13 protein-coding genes are annotated in these 15,300 nt (G+C 58.2%); 10 read left to right on the forward strand and 3 right to left on the reverse strand.

Annotation, left to right across the window (positions count from 1 at the left end):
* Positions 1 to 186: 186 nt before the first annotated feature.
* The 3 genes from BLU89_RS00745 to BLU89_RS00755 all read left to right on the forward strand — a co-directional run bounded on the left by BLU89_RS00745 (position 187) and on the right by BLU89_RS00755 (position 3,743).
* Complete coding sequence (locus BLU89_RS00745) at positions 187 to 2,322, forward strand: malate synthase G (RefSeq protein ID WP_074733656.1); 2,136 nt, start codon at positions 187 to 189, stop codon at positions 2,320 to 2,322.
* An 81-nt stretch (positions 2,323 to 2,403) separates the two neighbouring features.
* The gene (locus BLU89_RS00750; RefSeq protein WP_074733658.1) at positions 2,404 to 2,829 is read left to right on the forward strand and encodes a GlcG/HbpS family heme-binding protein; all 426 of its coding nucleotides are present in this window, start codon (positions 2,404 to 2,406) and stop codon (positions 2,827 to 2,829) included.
* Positions 2,830 to 2,963: 134 nt separating this feature from the next.
* Entirely contained in the window at positions 2,964 to 3,743 is a 780-nt protein-coding gene (locus tag BLU89_RS00755) for a gamma-glutamyl-gamma-aminobutyrate hydrolase family protein (protein WP_074736256.1), read from the forward strand.
* A gap of 35 nt (positions 3,744 to 3,778) precedes the next feature.
* On the opposite strand, the gene BLU89_RS00760 is transcribed toward BLU89_RS00755, so the two are convergent.
* On the reverse strand, positions 3,779 to 6,019 hold the full coding sequence (locus BLU89_RS00760; RefSeq protein ID WP_074733660.1) for a xanthine dehydrogenase family protein molybdopterin-binding subunit: 2,241 nt from the start codon (positions 6,017 to 6,019) through the stop codon (positions 3,779 to 3,781).
* A gap of 3 nt (positions 6,020 to 6,022) precedes the next feature.
* Complete coding sequence (locus tag BLU89_RS00765; protein ID WP_074733662.1) at positions 6,023 to 6,487, reverse strand: (2Fe-2S)-binding protein; 465 nt, start codon at positions 6,485 to 6,487, stop codon at positions 6,023 to 6,025.
* A 99-nt stretch (positions 6,488 to 6,586) separates the two neighbouring features.
* On the opposite strand from BLU89_RS00765, the gene BLU89_RS00770 reads away from it, so the two are divergent.
* Positions 6,587 to 7,165: a TetR/AcrR family transcriptional regulator gene (locus tag BLU89_RS00770; protein ID WP_074733663.1), complete on the forward strand. Its 579-nt coding sequence runs from the start codon at positions 6,587 to 6,589 to the stop codon at positions 7,163 to 7,165.
* Here the strand turns inward: BLU89_RS00770 and kynU are convergent.
* A complete protein-coding gene (gene kynU, locus BLU89_RS00775) occupies positions 7,158 to 8,351 on the reverse strand; it encodes a kynureninase (protein ID WP_074733665.1) in 1,194 nt (397 codons plus the stop codon). The two genes, BLU89_RS00770 and kynU, sit on opposite strands and share 8 nt — an antisense overlap.
* A 217-nt stretch (positions 8,352 to 8,568) precedes the next feature.
* Here kynU and BLU89_RS00780 point away from each other — a divergent pair, with 217 nt between their 5' ends.
* The 6 genes from BLU89_RS00780 (at position 8,569) to BLU89_RS00805 (ending at position 15,295) form a co-directional block, all read left to right on the forward strand.
* Positions 8,569 to 9,018, forward strand: a complete 450-nt coding sequence (locus tag BLU89_RS00780; RefSeq protein ID WP_074736258.1) for a methyltransferase family protein — start codon at positions 8,569 to 8,571, stop codon at positions 9,016 to 9,018.
* Positions 9,019 to 9,150: 132 nt separating this feature from the next.
* On the forward strand, positions 9,151 to 10,722 hold the full coding sequence (locus BLU89_RS00785) for a Re/Si-specific NAD(P)(+) transhydrogenase subunit alpha (RefSeq protein ID WP_074733666.1): 1,572 nt from the start codon (positions 9,151 to 9,153) through the stop codon (positions 10,720 to 10,722).
* A 13-nt stretch (positions 10,723 to 10,735) separates the two neighbouring features.
* Positions 10,736 to 12,187 carry an NAD(P)(+) transhydrogenase (Re/Si-specific) subunit beta gene (locus BLU89_RS00790; protein WP_074733668.1) on the forward strand — a complete coding sequence of 484 codons (1,452 nt, stop codon included), beginning with the start codon at positions 10,736 to 10,738 and terminating at the stop codon, positions 12,185 to 12,187.
* A gap of 159 nt (positions 12,188 to 12,346) precedes the next feature.
* Positions 12,347 to 12,703, forward strand: coding sequence for a VOC family protein (locus BLU89_RS00795; protein ID WP_074733669.1), 357 nt, complete (start codon positions 12,347 to 12,349; stop codon positions 12,701 to 12,703).
* Positions 12,704 to 12,809: 106 nt separating this feature from the next.
* Positions 12,810 to 14,087 carry a DUF3422 family protein gene (locus BLU89_RS00800; protein ID WP_074733671.1) on the forward strand — a complete coding sequence of 426 codons (1,278 nt, stop codon included), beginning with the start codon at positions 12,810 to 12,812 and terminating at the stop codon, positions 14,085 to 14,087.
* 71 nt (positions 14,088 to 14,158) lie between these two features.
* Positions 14,159 to 15,295: an MFS transporter gene (locus BLU89_RS00805; RefSeq protein WP_083347660.1), complete on the forward strand. Its 1,137-nt coding sequence runs from the start codon at positions 14,159 to 14,161 to the stop codon at positions 15,293 to 15,295.
* Positions 15,296 to 15,300: the final 5 nt, after the last annotated feature.

A 15,300-nucleotide genomic window follows, 5' to 3' on the forward strand; every position in this document is an offset into this window, starting at 1 on the left:
GAATCTGGCGCGACGTTAGGGGCTTCGCGCTGGCGCCGCAACCGACGCGCCGTCGACTTCCCCGATTCGAAACAGTTTCGCGTTGGTTCGAAAACTCCGAACGCAGGGACATAAGTTGCCTATCGGAAACGAACGCCCTAATTGATGGGCGCATACAATGGCACACAATCGTAGGGGATTCGGAATATGAGCAGCAGAGAGACCCGAAGCGGGCTGCAAATCGACCCGGTTCTGGTGGACTTCATCGAACGGAAGGCACTGCCGGGCACAGAGATTACGGCAAACCTGTTCTGGTCGGGTCTGGAGCGTTTGGTGAACGAGCTGGGGCCGAAGAACCGCGCACTGCTGGAAAAACGTGCTGATATTCAGGGCCGAATCGATGGCTGGCACGCGGCGCGGCGGGGCCTTGCCATTGATGCAGGTGAATACCAATCGTTCCTGCGCGAGATCGGTTATTTGGTGGATGCTGGCAGTGATTTCGAAATCGAGACCACAAATGTTGACCCTGAAATCGCACAAACCCCAGGCCCGCAGCTTGTTGTGCCGATCACCAACGCACGCTTTGCGCTGAACGCGGCGAATGCACGTTGGGGCAGTATGTATGATGCGCTTTATGGAACGGATGCGCTGGGCGATTTGCCGACGGGCAAAGCCTATGACACGGAACGCGGCGCTCGGGTTGTTGCATGGGCCAAGGCCTTTCTGGATCAGGCCGTACCGCTGGCCTTCGGGTCGTGGGCGGATGTGTCCGGGTTGGGCGTTCAGGACGGCGCGCTGATGCCGACCTTGGCTGATGCGTCTCAATTCGCAGGGTATGGCGGTGCGCCTGAGAAGCCGGAATTCGTGATGCTGCGCAACAATGGTTTACACATCCAGATCAGGGTTGATGAGCATAGCGTGATTGGCGCGACTGATCCTGCGGGCATCGCCGATGTACGTCTGGAATCCGCCCTCTCGACCATCATGGATTGTGAAGATTCTGTCGCCTGTGTCGATGCTTCTGACAAGGTGTTGGCCTATGGAAACTGGCTGGGTCTGATGGCTGGTGACCTGACCGAAGAGGTTACGAAGGGCGGCACCACATTCACCCGAAAGCTTGCACCGGATCTGGCTTATACAGCACCCGATGGCGCACAGGCGACGATCAAGGGCCGGTCGCTGATGCTGGTGCGCAATGTGGGTCACCTGATGACCAACCCGGCCGTGTTGGATTCCGAGGGGCGTGAGATTGGTGAGGGGCTGATGGATGCGCTCTGCACTACACTGATCGCCATACATGATCTGCAGTGCGAGGGCGGGAACTCGATCAAAGGATCTGTCTATGTGGTCAAACCCAAGATGCACGGGCCCGAAGAGGTTGCATTCGCGGTCGAGATTTTTGATATGGTCGAGGATATTCTGGGCCTGCCGCGCAACACCGTGAAGCTGGGGATCATGGACGAAGAGAGGCGCACATCGGCCAACCTCAAGGAATGTATCCGCGCTGCGAAATCGCGCGTGGCTTTCATCAATACTGGCTTTCTGGACCGGACAGGGGATGAGATCCATACCTCAATGGAGGCGGGGCCGATGCTGCCCAAGGGCGATATCAAGGACACGCCATGGATTGCCTCCTATGAGGACAGGAATGTCGATATCGGTCTGGCCTGTGGCCTTAAAGGTAAGGCGCAGATCGGTAAAGGGATGTGGGCGATGCCGGATCGGATGCAGGATATGCTGGCGATCAAGATCGGCCACCCGCAATCAGGTGCGACCTGCGCCTGGGTGCCGTCGCCCACCGCCGCAACACTGCACGCGACGCATTATCACAAGGTCGACGTGCTGGCGCGACAGGCCGAATTGGCCGCAGGCGGTGCTCGGGGTACGCTGGATGATCTGTTGACCCCGCCGTTGTTGGCGGGGCGTAACCTTAGCGCCGAAGAGATCGCTCGTGAAATTGACAACAACGCCCAAGGCATTCTGGGCTATGTGGTGCGCTGGATTGATCAGGGGGTTGGCTGTTCGAAAGTGCTGGATATCAATGATATTGGCCTGATGGAGGACCGCGCGACGTGTCGGATTTCGTCACAGGCGCTGGCCAACTGGCTGCATCATGACCTGATCAGTCAGGAGCAGGTGATGGCGGCGCTTCAGAAAATGGCTGCGGTGGTGGATCGTCAAAACGAAGGTGACCCGGCCTATCAGCCGATGGCTCCGGGTTTTGACGGTTTTGCTTTTCAAGCGGCTTGCGATCTGGTGTTCCGGGGACGTATGCAGCCTTCGGGTTATACTGAACCGGTGCTGCACGCCCGCCGTTTGGAAATGAAGGCGAGCCTGAGCTAGCGGCAACGACGGGAACGAGGGGGCTGTCTGCCCCCTCGCGCTCCCCCGAAGGTATTTTTGGCCAGATGAAAGGAATCCGGCATGGCAATTTCATTGCGCAAGGCGCGTACCATTATTCGTAAAACGCTGGAAAAAGGGCGTGAGATGGAGTTGAAGCCTCTTTCGGTCGTGGTTCTGGATGCAGGCGGCCATGTGATCGCTTTTGAGCGCGAAGATGGGGCTGCGCCGGGGCGGTTTGCAATTGCACATGGCAAAGCTTACGGGTCGGTGATGTTGGGGATGGCGGGTACTGCCCAGATGCAGCGGGCGGAAGGGCAGGCCTATTTCATGGCGGCGGTGAACGGAGTTTACGGCGGTCAGGTCATTCCGGTCCCGGGAGGTGTGTTACTGCGTGATCGCAAGGGTGCGGTGATCGGTGCCGTGGGTGTCACCGGCGATACTTCCGACAATGACGCCCAGGCCGCGCTGAAAGGTATCGAGACCGCCGGGCTGATAGGCGAGATCTAACTCTCTGGTTGAAATTCGCGGGTGGTGTGCGCGGCTGAACACGCGCTTGCGCTGCCATGCAGGGTCTGTGCCGTTGCGCGCGGCGCAGGCTGTCGATAGGTTTTGCGGAATACGAGCGAAACAAAGGACTTGGAATGGCGCGCCCCGTCGTTGGAATTATCGGCAACTCTTACTTGATGAATGATCAGTACCCAACCCATGCAGGTGGGACGATGAATTCAGACGCGGTATCCAACGTCTCTGATTGTCTGCCGCTGCTGATCCCCGCCGACCCGCGCTATGTTGCAGTCGAGGAGCTGCTTGAGGTCTGCGACGGGTTCCTTCTGACCGGTGGCCGGCCCAACGTCCACCCTGAGGAATACGGCGAACCCGCAACCGAGGCGCATGGAGAGTTTGACCGTGCGCGCGATGCGATTACGCTGCCGCTGGTTCGGGCTTGTGCCGATCGGGGGCAGCCGTTCTTTGGCATATGCCGGGGGTTTCAGGAAGTAAACGTCGCCTTGGGCGGTACGCTATATCCCGAAATTCGCGATCTGCCGGGGCGTCAGAACCACCGGATGCCCCCAGACGGCTCATTGGAAGAGAAGTTCGCCCTGCGCCATGTTGTGACGCTGACTGAAGGCGGTGTATTCCATCGCGTGTTGGGCGCAGCTGAGGTGATGACCAACACTTTGCACGGACAAGGGATCAAAACGCTGGGCGAGAATGTCGTGATCGACGGTCACGCACCCGATGGCACGCCCGAGGCGATCTATGTCAAGGATGCGCCCGGCTTTACGCTTTCGGTCCAGTGGCATCCTGAATGGGATGCGGCAAACGATCCGGTCTCGCGCCCGCTGTTTCAGGCATTTGGACGAGCTGTATACGCTTGGGCCGAAAGGAATGAGGCGGCCCGTTTGCAGCGCATGGCCTGAGGTCTGGCCCGGCACCGCGCCGGACCAGTGGCAAATCAAACCAACAGATTGAACTGTTTGTTCAGCGGCAAGCTGCGCGCGCGTTCGCCGGTCAGATCAAACAACGCGTTCCCCAAAGCGGGCATCGACGGAGGTGTTCCGGGTTCACCGACCCCGCCCAGATGCTTGTTGGTTTCCAGCACGCGCACCTCGGTGATCGGCGTATTGTGCATCCTTAACGCGTCATAGTCCGGGAAGTTGTACTGTTCGACTTCGCCGTCCGAGAAGGTGATTTCGCCCGTAGTTGCGGCAGACAGGCCATAGATCATGCCGCCGATCATCTGGGCCTCAACCGTCGACGGATCCAGCGCAAGACCGACATCACAGGCGATCCATGCCTTGTTGATGCGGATGGTGCCGTCTTCGTCTACCACCTCGATCACTTGCGCGACGGGTGTTCCAAAGCTGTAGGTCATCGCCACGCCGCGTCCGACAGCATTGGGGGTTTCGCCGGTCCAGCCGGACATCTCCTTGACGGCTTCCAGACAGCCCGCAGCCGGAGCAAATTCAGGCTTGGCTAGTTCCAGTCGGAATTCCAGGGGATCACGCCCGGCAGCATGGGCCATTTCATCCAAGAAGGTCTCGTGGAAGAATCCGTTGTGGCTGTTGCCGACCGAGCGCCAGAAGCCCACCGGCACGGCCAGATCGGCGATATGGCCGCTCATTCGGTAGTTCGGCACGGCATAGGGTTGGTTGAAGAATCCTTCGACAAGGACTTTGTCGGGGCCGCCTCCGGATAGGCCGGTATAGCGCTTTACGGCCTGCTGGGTCGGGGATTGCGACGCGACCTTGCCATCGATCAATATAGCTTTGCCATCCTTGATCGCACCCCGCATCCGGGCCATCGCGCCGGGGCGGTAATAGTCGTGGCGCATATCCTCTTCACGGCTCCAGGTTGTCTGAACCGGAGTGCCGGGCATGGCCATGGCAACCTTTGTGGCGATCTCACCGAAATCCAGTTCACCCCGACGACCGAAACCGCCGCCCAGATAGGTGGTGTGGATGTCGACCGCCTCGGTCTCAAGACCAGCGGTATTGGCCACCCGCATTTGGATCAAGGTCGGAGCCTGATTGCCACACCACAGGTCCAGCTTGTCGCCGGTGTATAACGCCGTGGCGTTCATCGGTTCCATTGTGGCGTGGGCTAGATAGGGTACGGTGTAGTCCGCTGTGATTTCGGTTGCCCCTTCGGGCATGACATCTACATCGCCATCATCGCGCATGGTCGAATTCGGAGCGTCGTCAAACGCCTTGGAGATATGTTCGGACAGCGCGTCGGTGTCGGGCGGGTAGGGGGCATCGCCCCAATCCACATCGATCGCCTCAACCGCCTGAATGGCAAGCCATGTGTTGTTGGCAATCACCGCAACACCGGTGCCCAGATCAACGATCTTTTCGACGCCGGGCATGGTTTCGGCAGCGCTGGCGTCAAAGCTGTTCATCACACCGCCCAGCTTGGGGTTCATGCGGACCGAAGCGAATTTCAGACCTTGGGGACGCACGTCGATACCAAACTCGGCGGTGCCTGTGGACTTGGCCAGAACATCTACGCGGGGCAGGGATTTGCCCAGCAAGCGCCACTCGGAAGGATCGCGCAGGGCGACCTCGGGCGGCTCGATCTGGCCTGCAGCCTCGGCCAGTTCGGTATAGGGGATGCGGGTCCCATCGGGGGCGATCACTACGCCATTTTCTGTCGTAAGCTGTGCGCGATCCACACCCAGCCGTTCTGCCGCAGCCTGCTTCAAGGTCTCGCGCGCGGTGGCGCCCGCCATGCGCATCCGCTCAAACCCGTCTTTCATCGAGGTTGAGCCGCCGGTTACCTGAAGGCTGAGAGTTCTGCCAAGGACGCCTAATGCCTCGCCCAGATTGTGCTGAAAATCCGAGACGTCATAACCCTTGTTCGGCAGGCCTTCCCCAACGAGTGCATGATTGTAGTAGGCCGCTGCCGCCGGCCCGTGCAGAACGCGAATGTCGTCCAGCTCGACGTCCAGTTCTTCGGCGATCAGCGCGGCCCAAGTAGTCATCACGCCCTGACCCATCTCAGCACGCGGCGCGAATAGCGTCACACCTTGCTGGTCGATCAGGACAAAGGGGCTGAGCGCGGTTTCGCCTTTGCCCGGTTTCAGAGGGTTCGCAGCAGGGCGGGTGACGTAATACGCGCCGAAGGCAACACCACCGACAATGGCGGCTGATCCGATCAGGAAGGTTCGGCGCAGAATTTTTCCGATGCTTGCCATGGATCAGGCCTCCTTCAGCTTGGATGCCGCATCATGGATCGCGGCGCGGATGCGGGGGTAAGTTCCGCAGCGGCACAGGTTACCCTGCATCGCGTCATCAATGTCTTCGTCGGAGGGCGCTGAGTTTTCGGCCAGCAAAGCCGCAGCCTGCATGATCTGGCCAGACTGGCAGTACCCACATTGTGCCACCTGATGATCAACCCAAGCCTTCTGGATTGCGGCCATTGCATCGGGCGTTCCCAGACCTTCGATCGTGGTCACGTCACCCCAGACGTCCGAAAGAGCGACCTGACAGGATCGAACGGCTTCACCGTCGATATGCACGGTGCAAGCCCCGCAGGCGGCCACGCCGCAGCCGAACTTGGTACCGGTCAGGCCGACCTCATCACGCAACACCCACAGCAGGGGTACATCATCAGGCAGATCAACCTGATGGGTCTTTCCGTTGATCTTAAGGGCCGTCGCCATGGCGCACCTCTCTTGGCTGTGGCTGGTTCCTGACATAATTAATGAAAAGTGTCAGTGTGTCAATTGACAAAATAGACAATAAATGTCAGTGGTTCTCTCATGACGAGTGCAAGTGAATATTCCAAGACGGCCGCGATTCTGAATTCGGCTTTTCAGGCATTCGCGACCTATGGGTTTCGAAAGACCTCGATGGATGACATCGCAAAAGGGGCGGGGATGTCCCGGCCCGCAGTGTATCTGCATTACAAGAACAAAGAGGCCATCGTTCGCGAGCTGACCCAATTCTACTACGGTGAAAAAACCACCTTGGTGGCAGAGGCTTTGTCTGGTTCAGGAACCCTGCCGCAACTTCTGGAACGGGCGATTCAGGTGCAATCCCAGGGGATGGCGGACATTCTGGCGTCTCCTCACGGGCTTGAGATGCTGGATGCCACAAAGTCCATGTCGACGGATATCATTCAGGAGGGAGAGGCCGAACTGACCCGTCTTTATGCGGATTGGCTGCGCCGCGAGGATGCTGCGGGACGCGCGCACCTGCCTGTCGGACCGGATGAGGCGGCTAAGACGATCACCGCATCGCTGAAGGGCATCAAAATGACGGCCTCCAGCGCTGATGAGTTTGAGCAGAGCATTTCTCAGCTTGCCACGCTGTTGGGCGCGGCGCTTGAGGTCAGGTAACACGCTGCCGGATTTTGTATTCCGGCTTGTCCCATAATTTACTGGTAATAATATCAGCCAAGATCTCGGCAGCCTGTTCCACATCCCCTTCATCGACATAAAGCGGCGTGAAGCCAAAGCGTATGATATCGGGTGCCCGGAAATCTCCGATCACGCCGCGCGCAATCAGTGCCTGCATTGCGGCATAGCCTTCCTCGAAATGGAACGAGACCTGACTGCCGCGTTGCGCAGGATCGCGGGGGCTGGCCAAGGTCAGCTCGGGGCAGGTGGCCTCAACGCGGGCGATGAACAACTCGGTGAGTTCGATTGATTTGGCGCGCACATCGGCCATTTCGGCCATGTCCCAGATATCCATCGCCGCTGACAAGGCCGCCATCTGGATGACCGGAGGGGTGCCGACCCGCATCCGCTCGATCCCTGCACCGGGGCGATAATCGAGATCGAAGGCAAACGGTGTTTCATGCCCCAACCAGCCCGAGAGCGCCGGGCGCACTTTGTCGTTCAGACGCGGGGCTACGTAGATGAATGCGGGCGCGCCCGGGCCGCCATTGAGATACTTATATGAACAGCCAACGGCGAAATCTGCGTTGCAGCCTGACAGGTCCACTGGGATTGCCCCGGCCGAGTGTGCCAGATCCCAAACAGTGACGACGCCATTGGCATGGGCCAGTTCGGTCAAAGCATTCATGTCGTGCATCTGACCCGTGCGGTAATCGACCTCGGTCAGCATCAGCACCGCAACCTCTTCGGTGATATGCGCGGCGACGTCCTTGGGATCGACCACGCGTAGCTCATAGTCCGGCCCCAGCGATCGCAGCAACCCGTCGGCCATATAGAGATCCGAAGGGAAGTTACCGTTGTCAGACAAAACCACCTTACGGGTCGGGTTCAACTCTAGCGCCGAGGCGACGGCTTGATAGACCTTGATCGACAAAGTATCGCCCACGACAACGCTTCCGGGTTCGGCCCCGATCAATCGCCCGATCCGATCGCCCAAGCCGGTCGGCATAGCCATCCACCCTGCCTTGTTCCATCCGGTGATCAGCATCTGACCCCACTCGTGCTGCATCATGTTGCCTACATGGGTTGCGGCTGATTTCGGCAACGGACCCAGCGAATTGCCATCCAGATACAATACTCCTTCGGGCAGGTAGAACATGGACTTGGTAGCGGCAAAATCGGTCATGGTTCCTCGTTCAATTGCTGCGGATTATTCAGTCAAAACTGGCCTATCTGATCCAAACAATCCTGTCCATTCCCGCAAACCTGATGCTGTTATGCTTCGGAGGGTGCCAATTTTTCCTGATGCGACAACCTGAGCTTTTGCGTTCGAGGTCGGAAAGCGATAACACGTCGCCCAGAAACGACATGCGCGGGTGTATGTCGCCGAATAAGGGATGGCCATGCGTCGGATCGACCTTCCACCTGTCTGGCTTGTGGTTTTCGCTGCGTTGGCATGGGGGCAGGCGCGTTTGCTGCCATTCGGATTGTCGTTGGAGGGCGTCCTAACTGGACTGCTCAGCGGTATGTTGATCGGTGGCGGTGTCATTCTGATGATCATGGCAATTGTCGAATTCCGCCGCTTCCAGACGACCGTTATGCCACATGAAACGCCCTCGGCGATGGTGCAATCGGGCATCTACAAGCGCAGCCGCAATCCAATTTACCTTGGCGATGTTCTGATCCTGACCGGGCTGATCTTACGCTTTGACGCAGTGTTGTCGCTGGTGCTGATCCCAGTTTTTGTCTGGGTGCTCGAGCGCCGTTTTATCGTTCCCGAGGAAGACCGGTTGCGCCGCACATTCCGCGCCGACTTCGCCCGGTACGAACGTAAAACCCGGCGTTGGATCTGAGTGTGTTGTCATCATGACACAGCGTCACAAATGCTGCGCTTGCGAAACAATCTTGCGCGGGATAGATATCAGCTTGTCATTCTTTGCTGAATACCCACCTGGACTGAAGCAAAAATTAGGGGGAACCGACTGGTGAAAATTGGGACGCCAAAGGAAACATACAAGGGCGAGAACCGGGTCGCGATGACCCCAGACTCGGCAGTGCAGTTGCAGAAACTGGGATTTGAGTGCCTGATCGAGAAGGGCGCTGGCGCGGCTGCGGGGTTCTCGGATGCTGCCTATGAGGCAGCAGGCGTCGAAGTCGCCAAGACCGCCGCTTCGCTTTGGAAGGCCGCAGATATCATCGCCAAAGTTCGTCAGCCCGACGCAACCGAGCTGAAGCGTCTGACCAAGGATAAGACCCTGATATCCTTCTTTAATCCCGCAGGGAATGAAGAAGGGATGGAGGCTGCGAAGTCCAAGGGTGCAACCGTTATCGCGATGGAGATGGTCCCGCGTATTTCGCGGGCGCAGAAGATGGACGCTCTGTCGTCGATGGCCAATATCGCAGGCTACCGTGCGGTGATCGAAGCGGGGAACAACTTTGGCCGGTTCTTTACCGGTCAGGTGACGGCGGCCGGTAAGGTGCCGCCCGCCAAGGTGCTGATTGTCGGGGCTGGCGTGGCCGGTCTGGCGGCGATCGGGACCTCGACCTCGCTGGGTGCGATTACCTATGCGTTCGACGTGCGCCCGGAAGTGGCCGAACAGGTCGAATCCATGGGGGCCGAGTTCGTCTATCTGGATTTTGAAGAAGACCAGCAGGATGGCGCGTCCACAGGCGGCTATGCCTCGGTCCAGTCCGATGAATTTCGCGAGGCGCAACTGGCCAAGTTCCGCGAGCTTGCTCCGGAAATAGATATCGTCATTACCACGGCACTGATCCCGAATCGCGAAGCGCCCGAGCTTTGGACCAAGGACATGGTAGAAGCGATGAAGCCGGGCTCGGTCATCGTTGACCTTGCGGCGGAAAAGGGCGGCAACTGCAAGCTGACCGTGGCGGATGAGAAGATCGTGACCGACAATGGCGTGACCATCATCGGCTATACCGACTTCCCCAGCCGGATGGCGGCGCAATCGTCGTCTCTGTACGCGACCAACATCCGTCACATGATGACCGACCTGACGCCCGAGAAGGACGGCAAGGTCAATCATGATATGGAAGATGACGTGATCCGTGGCGCGACGGTGACGCATGAGGGCGAGATCACCTTTCCGCCGCCACCACCCAAGGTTCAGGCGATCGCGGCGCAGAAAAAGACCGAGGTCAAGGAACTGACCCCGGAAGAGAAAAGGGCGCAGGAGATTGCAGCCTTCAAGGTGCAGACCAAACAGCAGTTCACCCTGCTTGGTGTGGGTGGTGCGCTTATGCTGCTGGTGGGGCTGATCGCTCCGGCCAGCTTCATGCAGCACTTCATCGTGTTTGTGCTGGCCATATTCGTGGGCTTCCAGGTGATCTGGGGCGTTGCGCACAGCTTGCACACACCGCTGATGGCAATCACCAACGCGATCTCATCGATCATTATCGTTGGGGCGCTGATGCAGATCGGATCGGGATCATTCCTCGTCATTCTGCTGGCGGCGCTATCGGTCTTTATGGCTGGTATCAACATCGTTGGCGGCTTCCTCGTAACCCGGCGCATGCTCGCCATGTTCCAGAAATCTTAAGGAGGTCGGGCATATGATTGGCTTCACTTCTGCCGCTTATGTTGTTGCGGCTGTCCTTTTCATCCTGTCCCTCGGCGGGTTGTCGAACCAGGAAAGCGCCAAACGTGCCGTATGGTACGGTATCGTAGGTATGGCGCTTGCGGTCTTTGCCACGCTGGTTGGCCCGGGTTCAGGCCTGTGGTTGCTGTCACTGCTGTTGATCGCAGGCGGCGGTCTGATCGGTCAATATGTGGCGCAGCGCGTACAGATGACCGAGATGCCGCAACTGGTGGCCGCGATGCATTCGCTGGTTGGTCTGGCTGCTGTGTTCGTTGGCTTCAATGCGCATTTCGAAATCGGTAACGTGGCGCAGGTCATGGCGATTGCCGACAGCGCGAAAGAGGCGGACCTGTCGAATCTGGGCGCCTTTGCCAAGCTGATTGCCAAGAAAACGGCGGCTGAGCTGGCAATCCTGCATGTGGAACTGTACTTGGGCATCTTCATCGGTGCGATCACCTTTACCGGTTCGGTCGTCGCCTATGGTAAGCTGGCCGGTAAGGTGACGAGCGTTGCGACCAAGCTGCCCGGTGGGCACGCGCTGAATGCGGCGGCTGCGGGTCTCTCGCTGATCTGCCTGTTCTGGTACACATCGTCAGGCAGCCTGCTTCCGTTGTTCCTGATGACGCTTGCGGCGCTGTTCATCGGTTACCACCTGATCATGGGTATCGGTGGTGCTGACATGCCGGTGGTTGTTTCGATGCTGAACAGCTATTCGGGTTGGGCGGCTGCAGCTATTGGTTTCTCGCTGGGCAACGACCTGCTGATCGTGGTTGGTGCGCTGGTGGGCTCGTCGGGTGCGATCCTGTCCTACATCATGTGCAAGGCGATGAACCGTCACTTTGTCAGCGTGATCCTGGGCGGCTTTGGCGGCCCGCAGGGCGAGCAGATGGCGGTTGAGGGCGAGCAGATTGCGATTGAAGCCGACGGTGTTGCCGCAGCCCTGAACGACGCCGATAGCGTGATCATCATCCCCGGTTACGGGATGGCGGTGGCGCAGGCGCAGCAATCGGTGTCTGAACTGGTCCGCAAGCTGCGCGCGCAGGGTAAGAATGTGCGCTTTGCCATCCACCCCGTCGCGGGTCGCCTGCCGGGCCACATGAACGTTCTGCTGGCCGAGGCGAAGGTGCCGTATGACATCGTTCTGGAGATGGATGAGATCAACGATGACTTCCCGGACACAGATGTGGCCATCGTGATCGGTTCGAACGACATTGTGAACCCAGCGGCGCAGGAAGATCCTAACAGCCCCATTGCCGGGATGCCGGTTCTGGAATGCTGGAAAGCCAAACAGGTGTTTGTGTCGAAACGCGGTCAGGGCACGGGATACTCGGGTATCGAAAACCCGCTGTTCTTCAAAGAGAACACGCGCATGTTCTACGGCGATGCAAAAGCAAGCCTCGACAAACTCTTGCCGATGATCGACTGATCACAGGAAACAACCAAATTGCAAAGGGCGCCTGCGGGCGCCCTTTTCTTTATGGGTAGAGGGGGCTTTGCCCCCTGAACCCCCAAGGTATTTGGAGCCAGATGAAGCAAGTGGATTGTGCTATATTGGCATGACAGGGATGCAGTTGAGAGAGGTGCAATGCAGACGGTAAACGGCATTGGTGGGGTGTTTTTTCGGGCTGAAAACCCCGAAGCATTGAGTGCCTGGTATGAAAAGCATTTGGGCGTCTCCCACTATAACCCCGTTCCGTGGAAGCAGCGTGAAGGGTATACGGTGTTCGCCCCGTTTGCGAAGGATACGGATTACTTTGGCAGTTCTGATCAACAATGGATGATCAATTTTCGTGTCGATGATCTGGCTGCCATGATTGCGCAGCTGGAAGCTGCGGGAATCACGGTGGAAACGCACCCTGATTGGGATAGCGAAGTTGGTAAATTCGCCCGTATTCATGACCCCGAAGGGAACCCCGTCGAGCTCTGGGAGCCAAATCAATGACATAGCGGGTTGTATACCATTGTATCCTCGTAACTGCATGAAATAAAAAGATAATTGATGTATTCCCCAGGCTGCGTATAGTGCCGAAAGCCTTGGGGAATGATCCATGACGCCTATTGATGACCATCCGCTGCGCTATGCGCTGGCTAACGAATTGCACGCGCGGCCATTTCCGGTGGCGTCCGCGCCTTGTACAGTCGTGTTTGTAGCGATCAAGAAAACTGACGCCGCAGCAGCGCGGGATCGCAATCAGGATATGGCGCATCTGATCGACTTGTTGGATCGCCACGGTGCACAGCACCCGCAGCCTGGCGCGACGCACTATGCCGGGCAGATCGGGCGATATTGGCTGAAATGGGAACAGCACACAGAGTTTGTGACCTATACAGCCATCGCTCAAAATATCAGTGAGCGAGTTTTCAATCCTGCGGATTTCGAAGTGTTTCCGTCAGATTGGCTGGTGGCCAGCCCCGGTCGTCGGATCACCTCGATCATGATGCGTGCGGTTGAACGCCCTGAGGATGCCGAAGTCACACAGGCACTGTCAGATTGGTTTGAGCCTGAGAGTTTGGCGGTGGCGAGTGTTCTGGATGACTCGGCCATTTGCGCCAGTGATTTCCGCATTGATCCGGCCGGGCACATGCGCTTCGCAATGTTTGTTTCGAAAGACGCCGGGCAGCGCAGAACCGGACGAATAATCCAACGTCTTTGTGAAATCGAGACCTACAAAGCGATGTCTATGCTTGGTTTCGCCCGTGTCAAAGATCTTACGCCGCGCATCGGTGAACTCGATAAGAAATTGTCCGATCTGATGGTTGAGATGACAGATGATTCCGCAGCACCTGACGATTTGTTGCCGCAATTGCTGTCGACCTCGATCGAGCTGGAAACCATTTCCGCACGTAGTTCGTTTCGTTTCGGGGCGACCGGAGCTTACGAAGCGATCGTGAACCAAAGGATCGCGGTATTGCGTGAAGAGCGATTTCAGGGCCGCCAGAGCTTTGCTGATTTCATGATGCGCCGATATGATCCTGCGATCCGCACCGTGAAATCAACCGAGCGCCGTCTGCAGGCCCTTTCTGATCGGGCTATCCGGGCAGGCGAGTTGTTGCGGACCAGGGTTGATGTTGAACGCAGCGCGCAGAATCAGGCGTTGCTGGAGAGTATGGACCGCCGTGCTGATATGGCATTAAGGCTGCAGCACACTGTCGAAGGGCTCTCTGTGGTGGCGATCAGCTATTATGCGGTCTCGCTGGTCAGCTACTTGCTATTTCCGTTGACGAACGCCGGGATCAGCAAGGGGATGCTGACGGCGGCAATTACGATCCCAGTTGTGCTTGGCGTTTGGTTCGCGGTCCGGCAAATCCGTAAACGGTTGGAATAGTCGGCATTTGCCAAAAATCGCAAGAGCTGTAGAACGGGAGTGATTTGGCAGCTTTCTCTCGAGGGTAATCCGTGATCGGTATTCTATCCGCATGGCGTGCAGTCGCCGCCATGTTTATCCTGAATGGTGCCCTGTTTGGCATATGGGCCTCGCGCATACCGGCGATACGCGACCGGCTGGAGCTGAGCCATGAGGCGTTAGGATATGGCCTGCTGTTCATGGCGGCGGGGGCGGTGTGTTCCTTTCCGATTACCGGACGGTTGACCGATCGGTTCGGGGCGGTGGCGATAACGCGGGTCATCGCAGTTCTTTATACGGGTTCGCTGATCTTGCTTGCGTTTGCGGATCAGTTCTGGGCGCTGGCAGCGTTTCTGTTCATATTCGGGGCCTTTCACGGCTCGATGGACGTGGCCATGAACGCGTGGGCGGCCGAGGTCGAGCAAGCCTATGACAAGCCGGTCATGTCGTCGTTCCATGCGATGTGGAGCCTTGGGGCCGGTCTAGGGGCCCTCAGCGGCTATGCAGCGGTTCAACTGGGGTTGAGCGTGGTGCAGCATTTCCTGCTGGCAGGGGGCGTCGTTGTGGGGCTGGCTTTGGCTCTGTCCTGGGTGCGGTGGACATCTCGCCAGTCAGAGGCCAAGACAGGATCGGTCTTTGCATTGCCCTCGGGTGCTTTGGTGCTGGTTGGGTTTACCGCGCTATGCGGTGCTTTGGGTGAGGGTGCCGTTGCCGATTGGAGCGCGATTTACCTGCGTGATGTGACCGGTGCCACCGAAAGTATTGCCGCGCTGGGGTATGCGGTTTTTTCGGTGACAATGGTGCTATTCCGCTTGGCCGGTGGTTTTGTGATTTCCCGCGTTGGACCTGTTGCAACCGCGCGCTTTGGCGGGTTCTGTGCTGCACTGGGTATTTTTGCCGTGGTGTCGGCAGGAGAAGCAGGATTGGCTCTGACCGGGTTCGCTTTGATGGGGATCGGCTATGCAGTGATCATGCCCCTGGCGTTCAGCCGTGCCGCGAATGATCCTGATATCCCACCGGGTCAGGCGATCGCAAGTGTTGCGACTTTAGGATACGGTGGGTTGCTGATCGGGCCGCCCTTGATCGGTTTTTTGGCCGAGTTGATGACCTTGAGGCTGGCCTTTGCGGTTCTGTTGCCGCTGGCTGTCCTGATCATCGTGTTGGCCGGCGCGCTGAAACGCGCCGGCTGAGATTT

The organism is Ruegeria halocynthiae, assembly GCF_900106805.1.
GTDB lineage: Bacteria > Pseudomonadota > Alphaproteobacteria > Rhodobacterales > Rhodobacteraceae > Ruegeria > Ruegeria halocynthiae.

Coding starts and splice junctions, on each gene's coding strand:
- BLU89_RS00745 (WP_074733656.1), top strand. CDS start 187: ATGAGCAGCAGAGAGACCCGAAGCGGGCTGCAAATCGACCCGGTTCTG.
- BLU89_RS00755 (WP_074736256.1), top strand. CDS start 2,964: ATGGCGCGCCCCGTCGTTGGAATTATCGGCAACTCTTACTTGATGAAT.
- BLU89_RS00770 (WP_074733663.1), top strand. CDS start 6,587: ATGACGAGTGCAAGTGAATATTCCAAGACGGCCGCGATTCTGAATTCG.
- BLU89_RS00765 (WP_074733662.1), bottom strand. CDS start 6,487: ATGGCGACGGCCCTTAAGATCAACGGAAAGACCCATCAGGTTGATCTG.
- BLU89_RS00760 (WP_074733660.1), bottom strand. CDS start 6,019: ATGGCAAGCATCGGAAAAATTCTGCGCCGAACCTTCCTGATCGGATCA.
- BLU89_RS00800 (WP_074733671.1), top strand. CDS start 12,810: ATGACGCCTATTGATGACCATCCGCTGCGCTATGCGCTGGCTAACGAA.
- BLU89_RS00780 (WP_074736258.1), top strand. CDS start 8,569: ATGCGTCGGATCGACCTTCCACCTGTCTGGCTTGTGGTTTTCGCTGCG.
- BLU89_RS00795 (WP_074733669.1), top strand. CDS start 12,347: ATGCAGACGGTAAACGGCATTGGTGGGGTGTTTTTTCGGGCTGAAAAC.
- kynU (WP_074733665.1), bottom strand. CDS start 8,351: ATGACCGATTTTGCCGCTACCAAGTCCATGTTCTACCTGCCCGAAGGA.
- BLU89_RS00790 (WP_074733668.1), top strand. CDS start 10,736: ATGATTGGCTTCACTTCTGCCGCTTATGTTGTTGCGGCTGTCCTTTTC.
- BLU89_RS00750 (WP_074733658.1), top strand. CDS start 2,404: ATGGCAATTTCATTGCGCAAGGCGCGTACCATTATTCGTAAAACGCTG.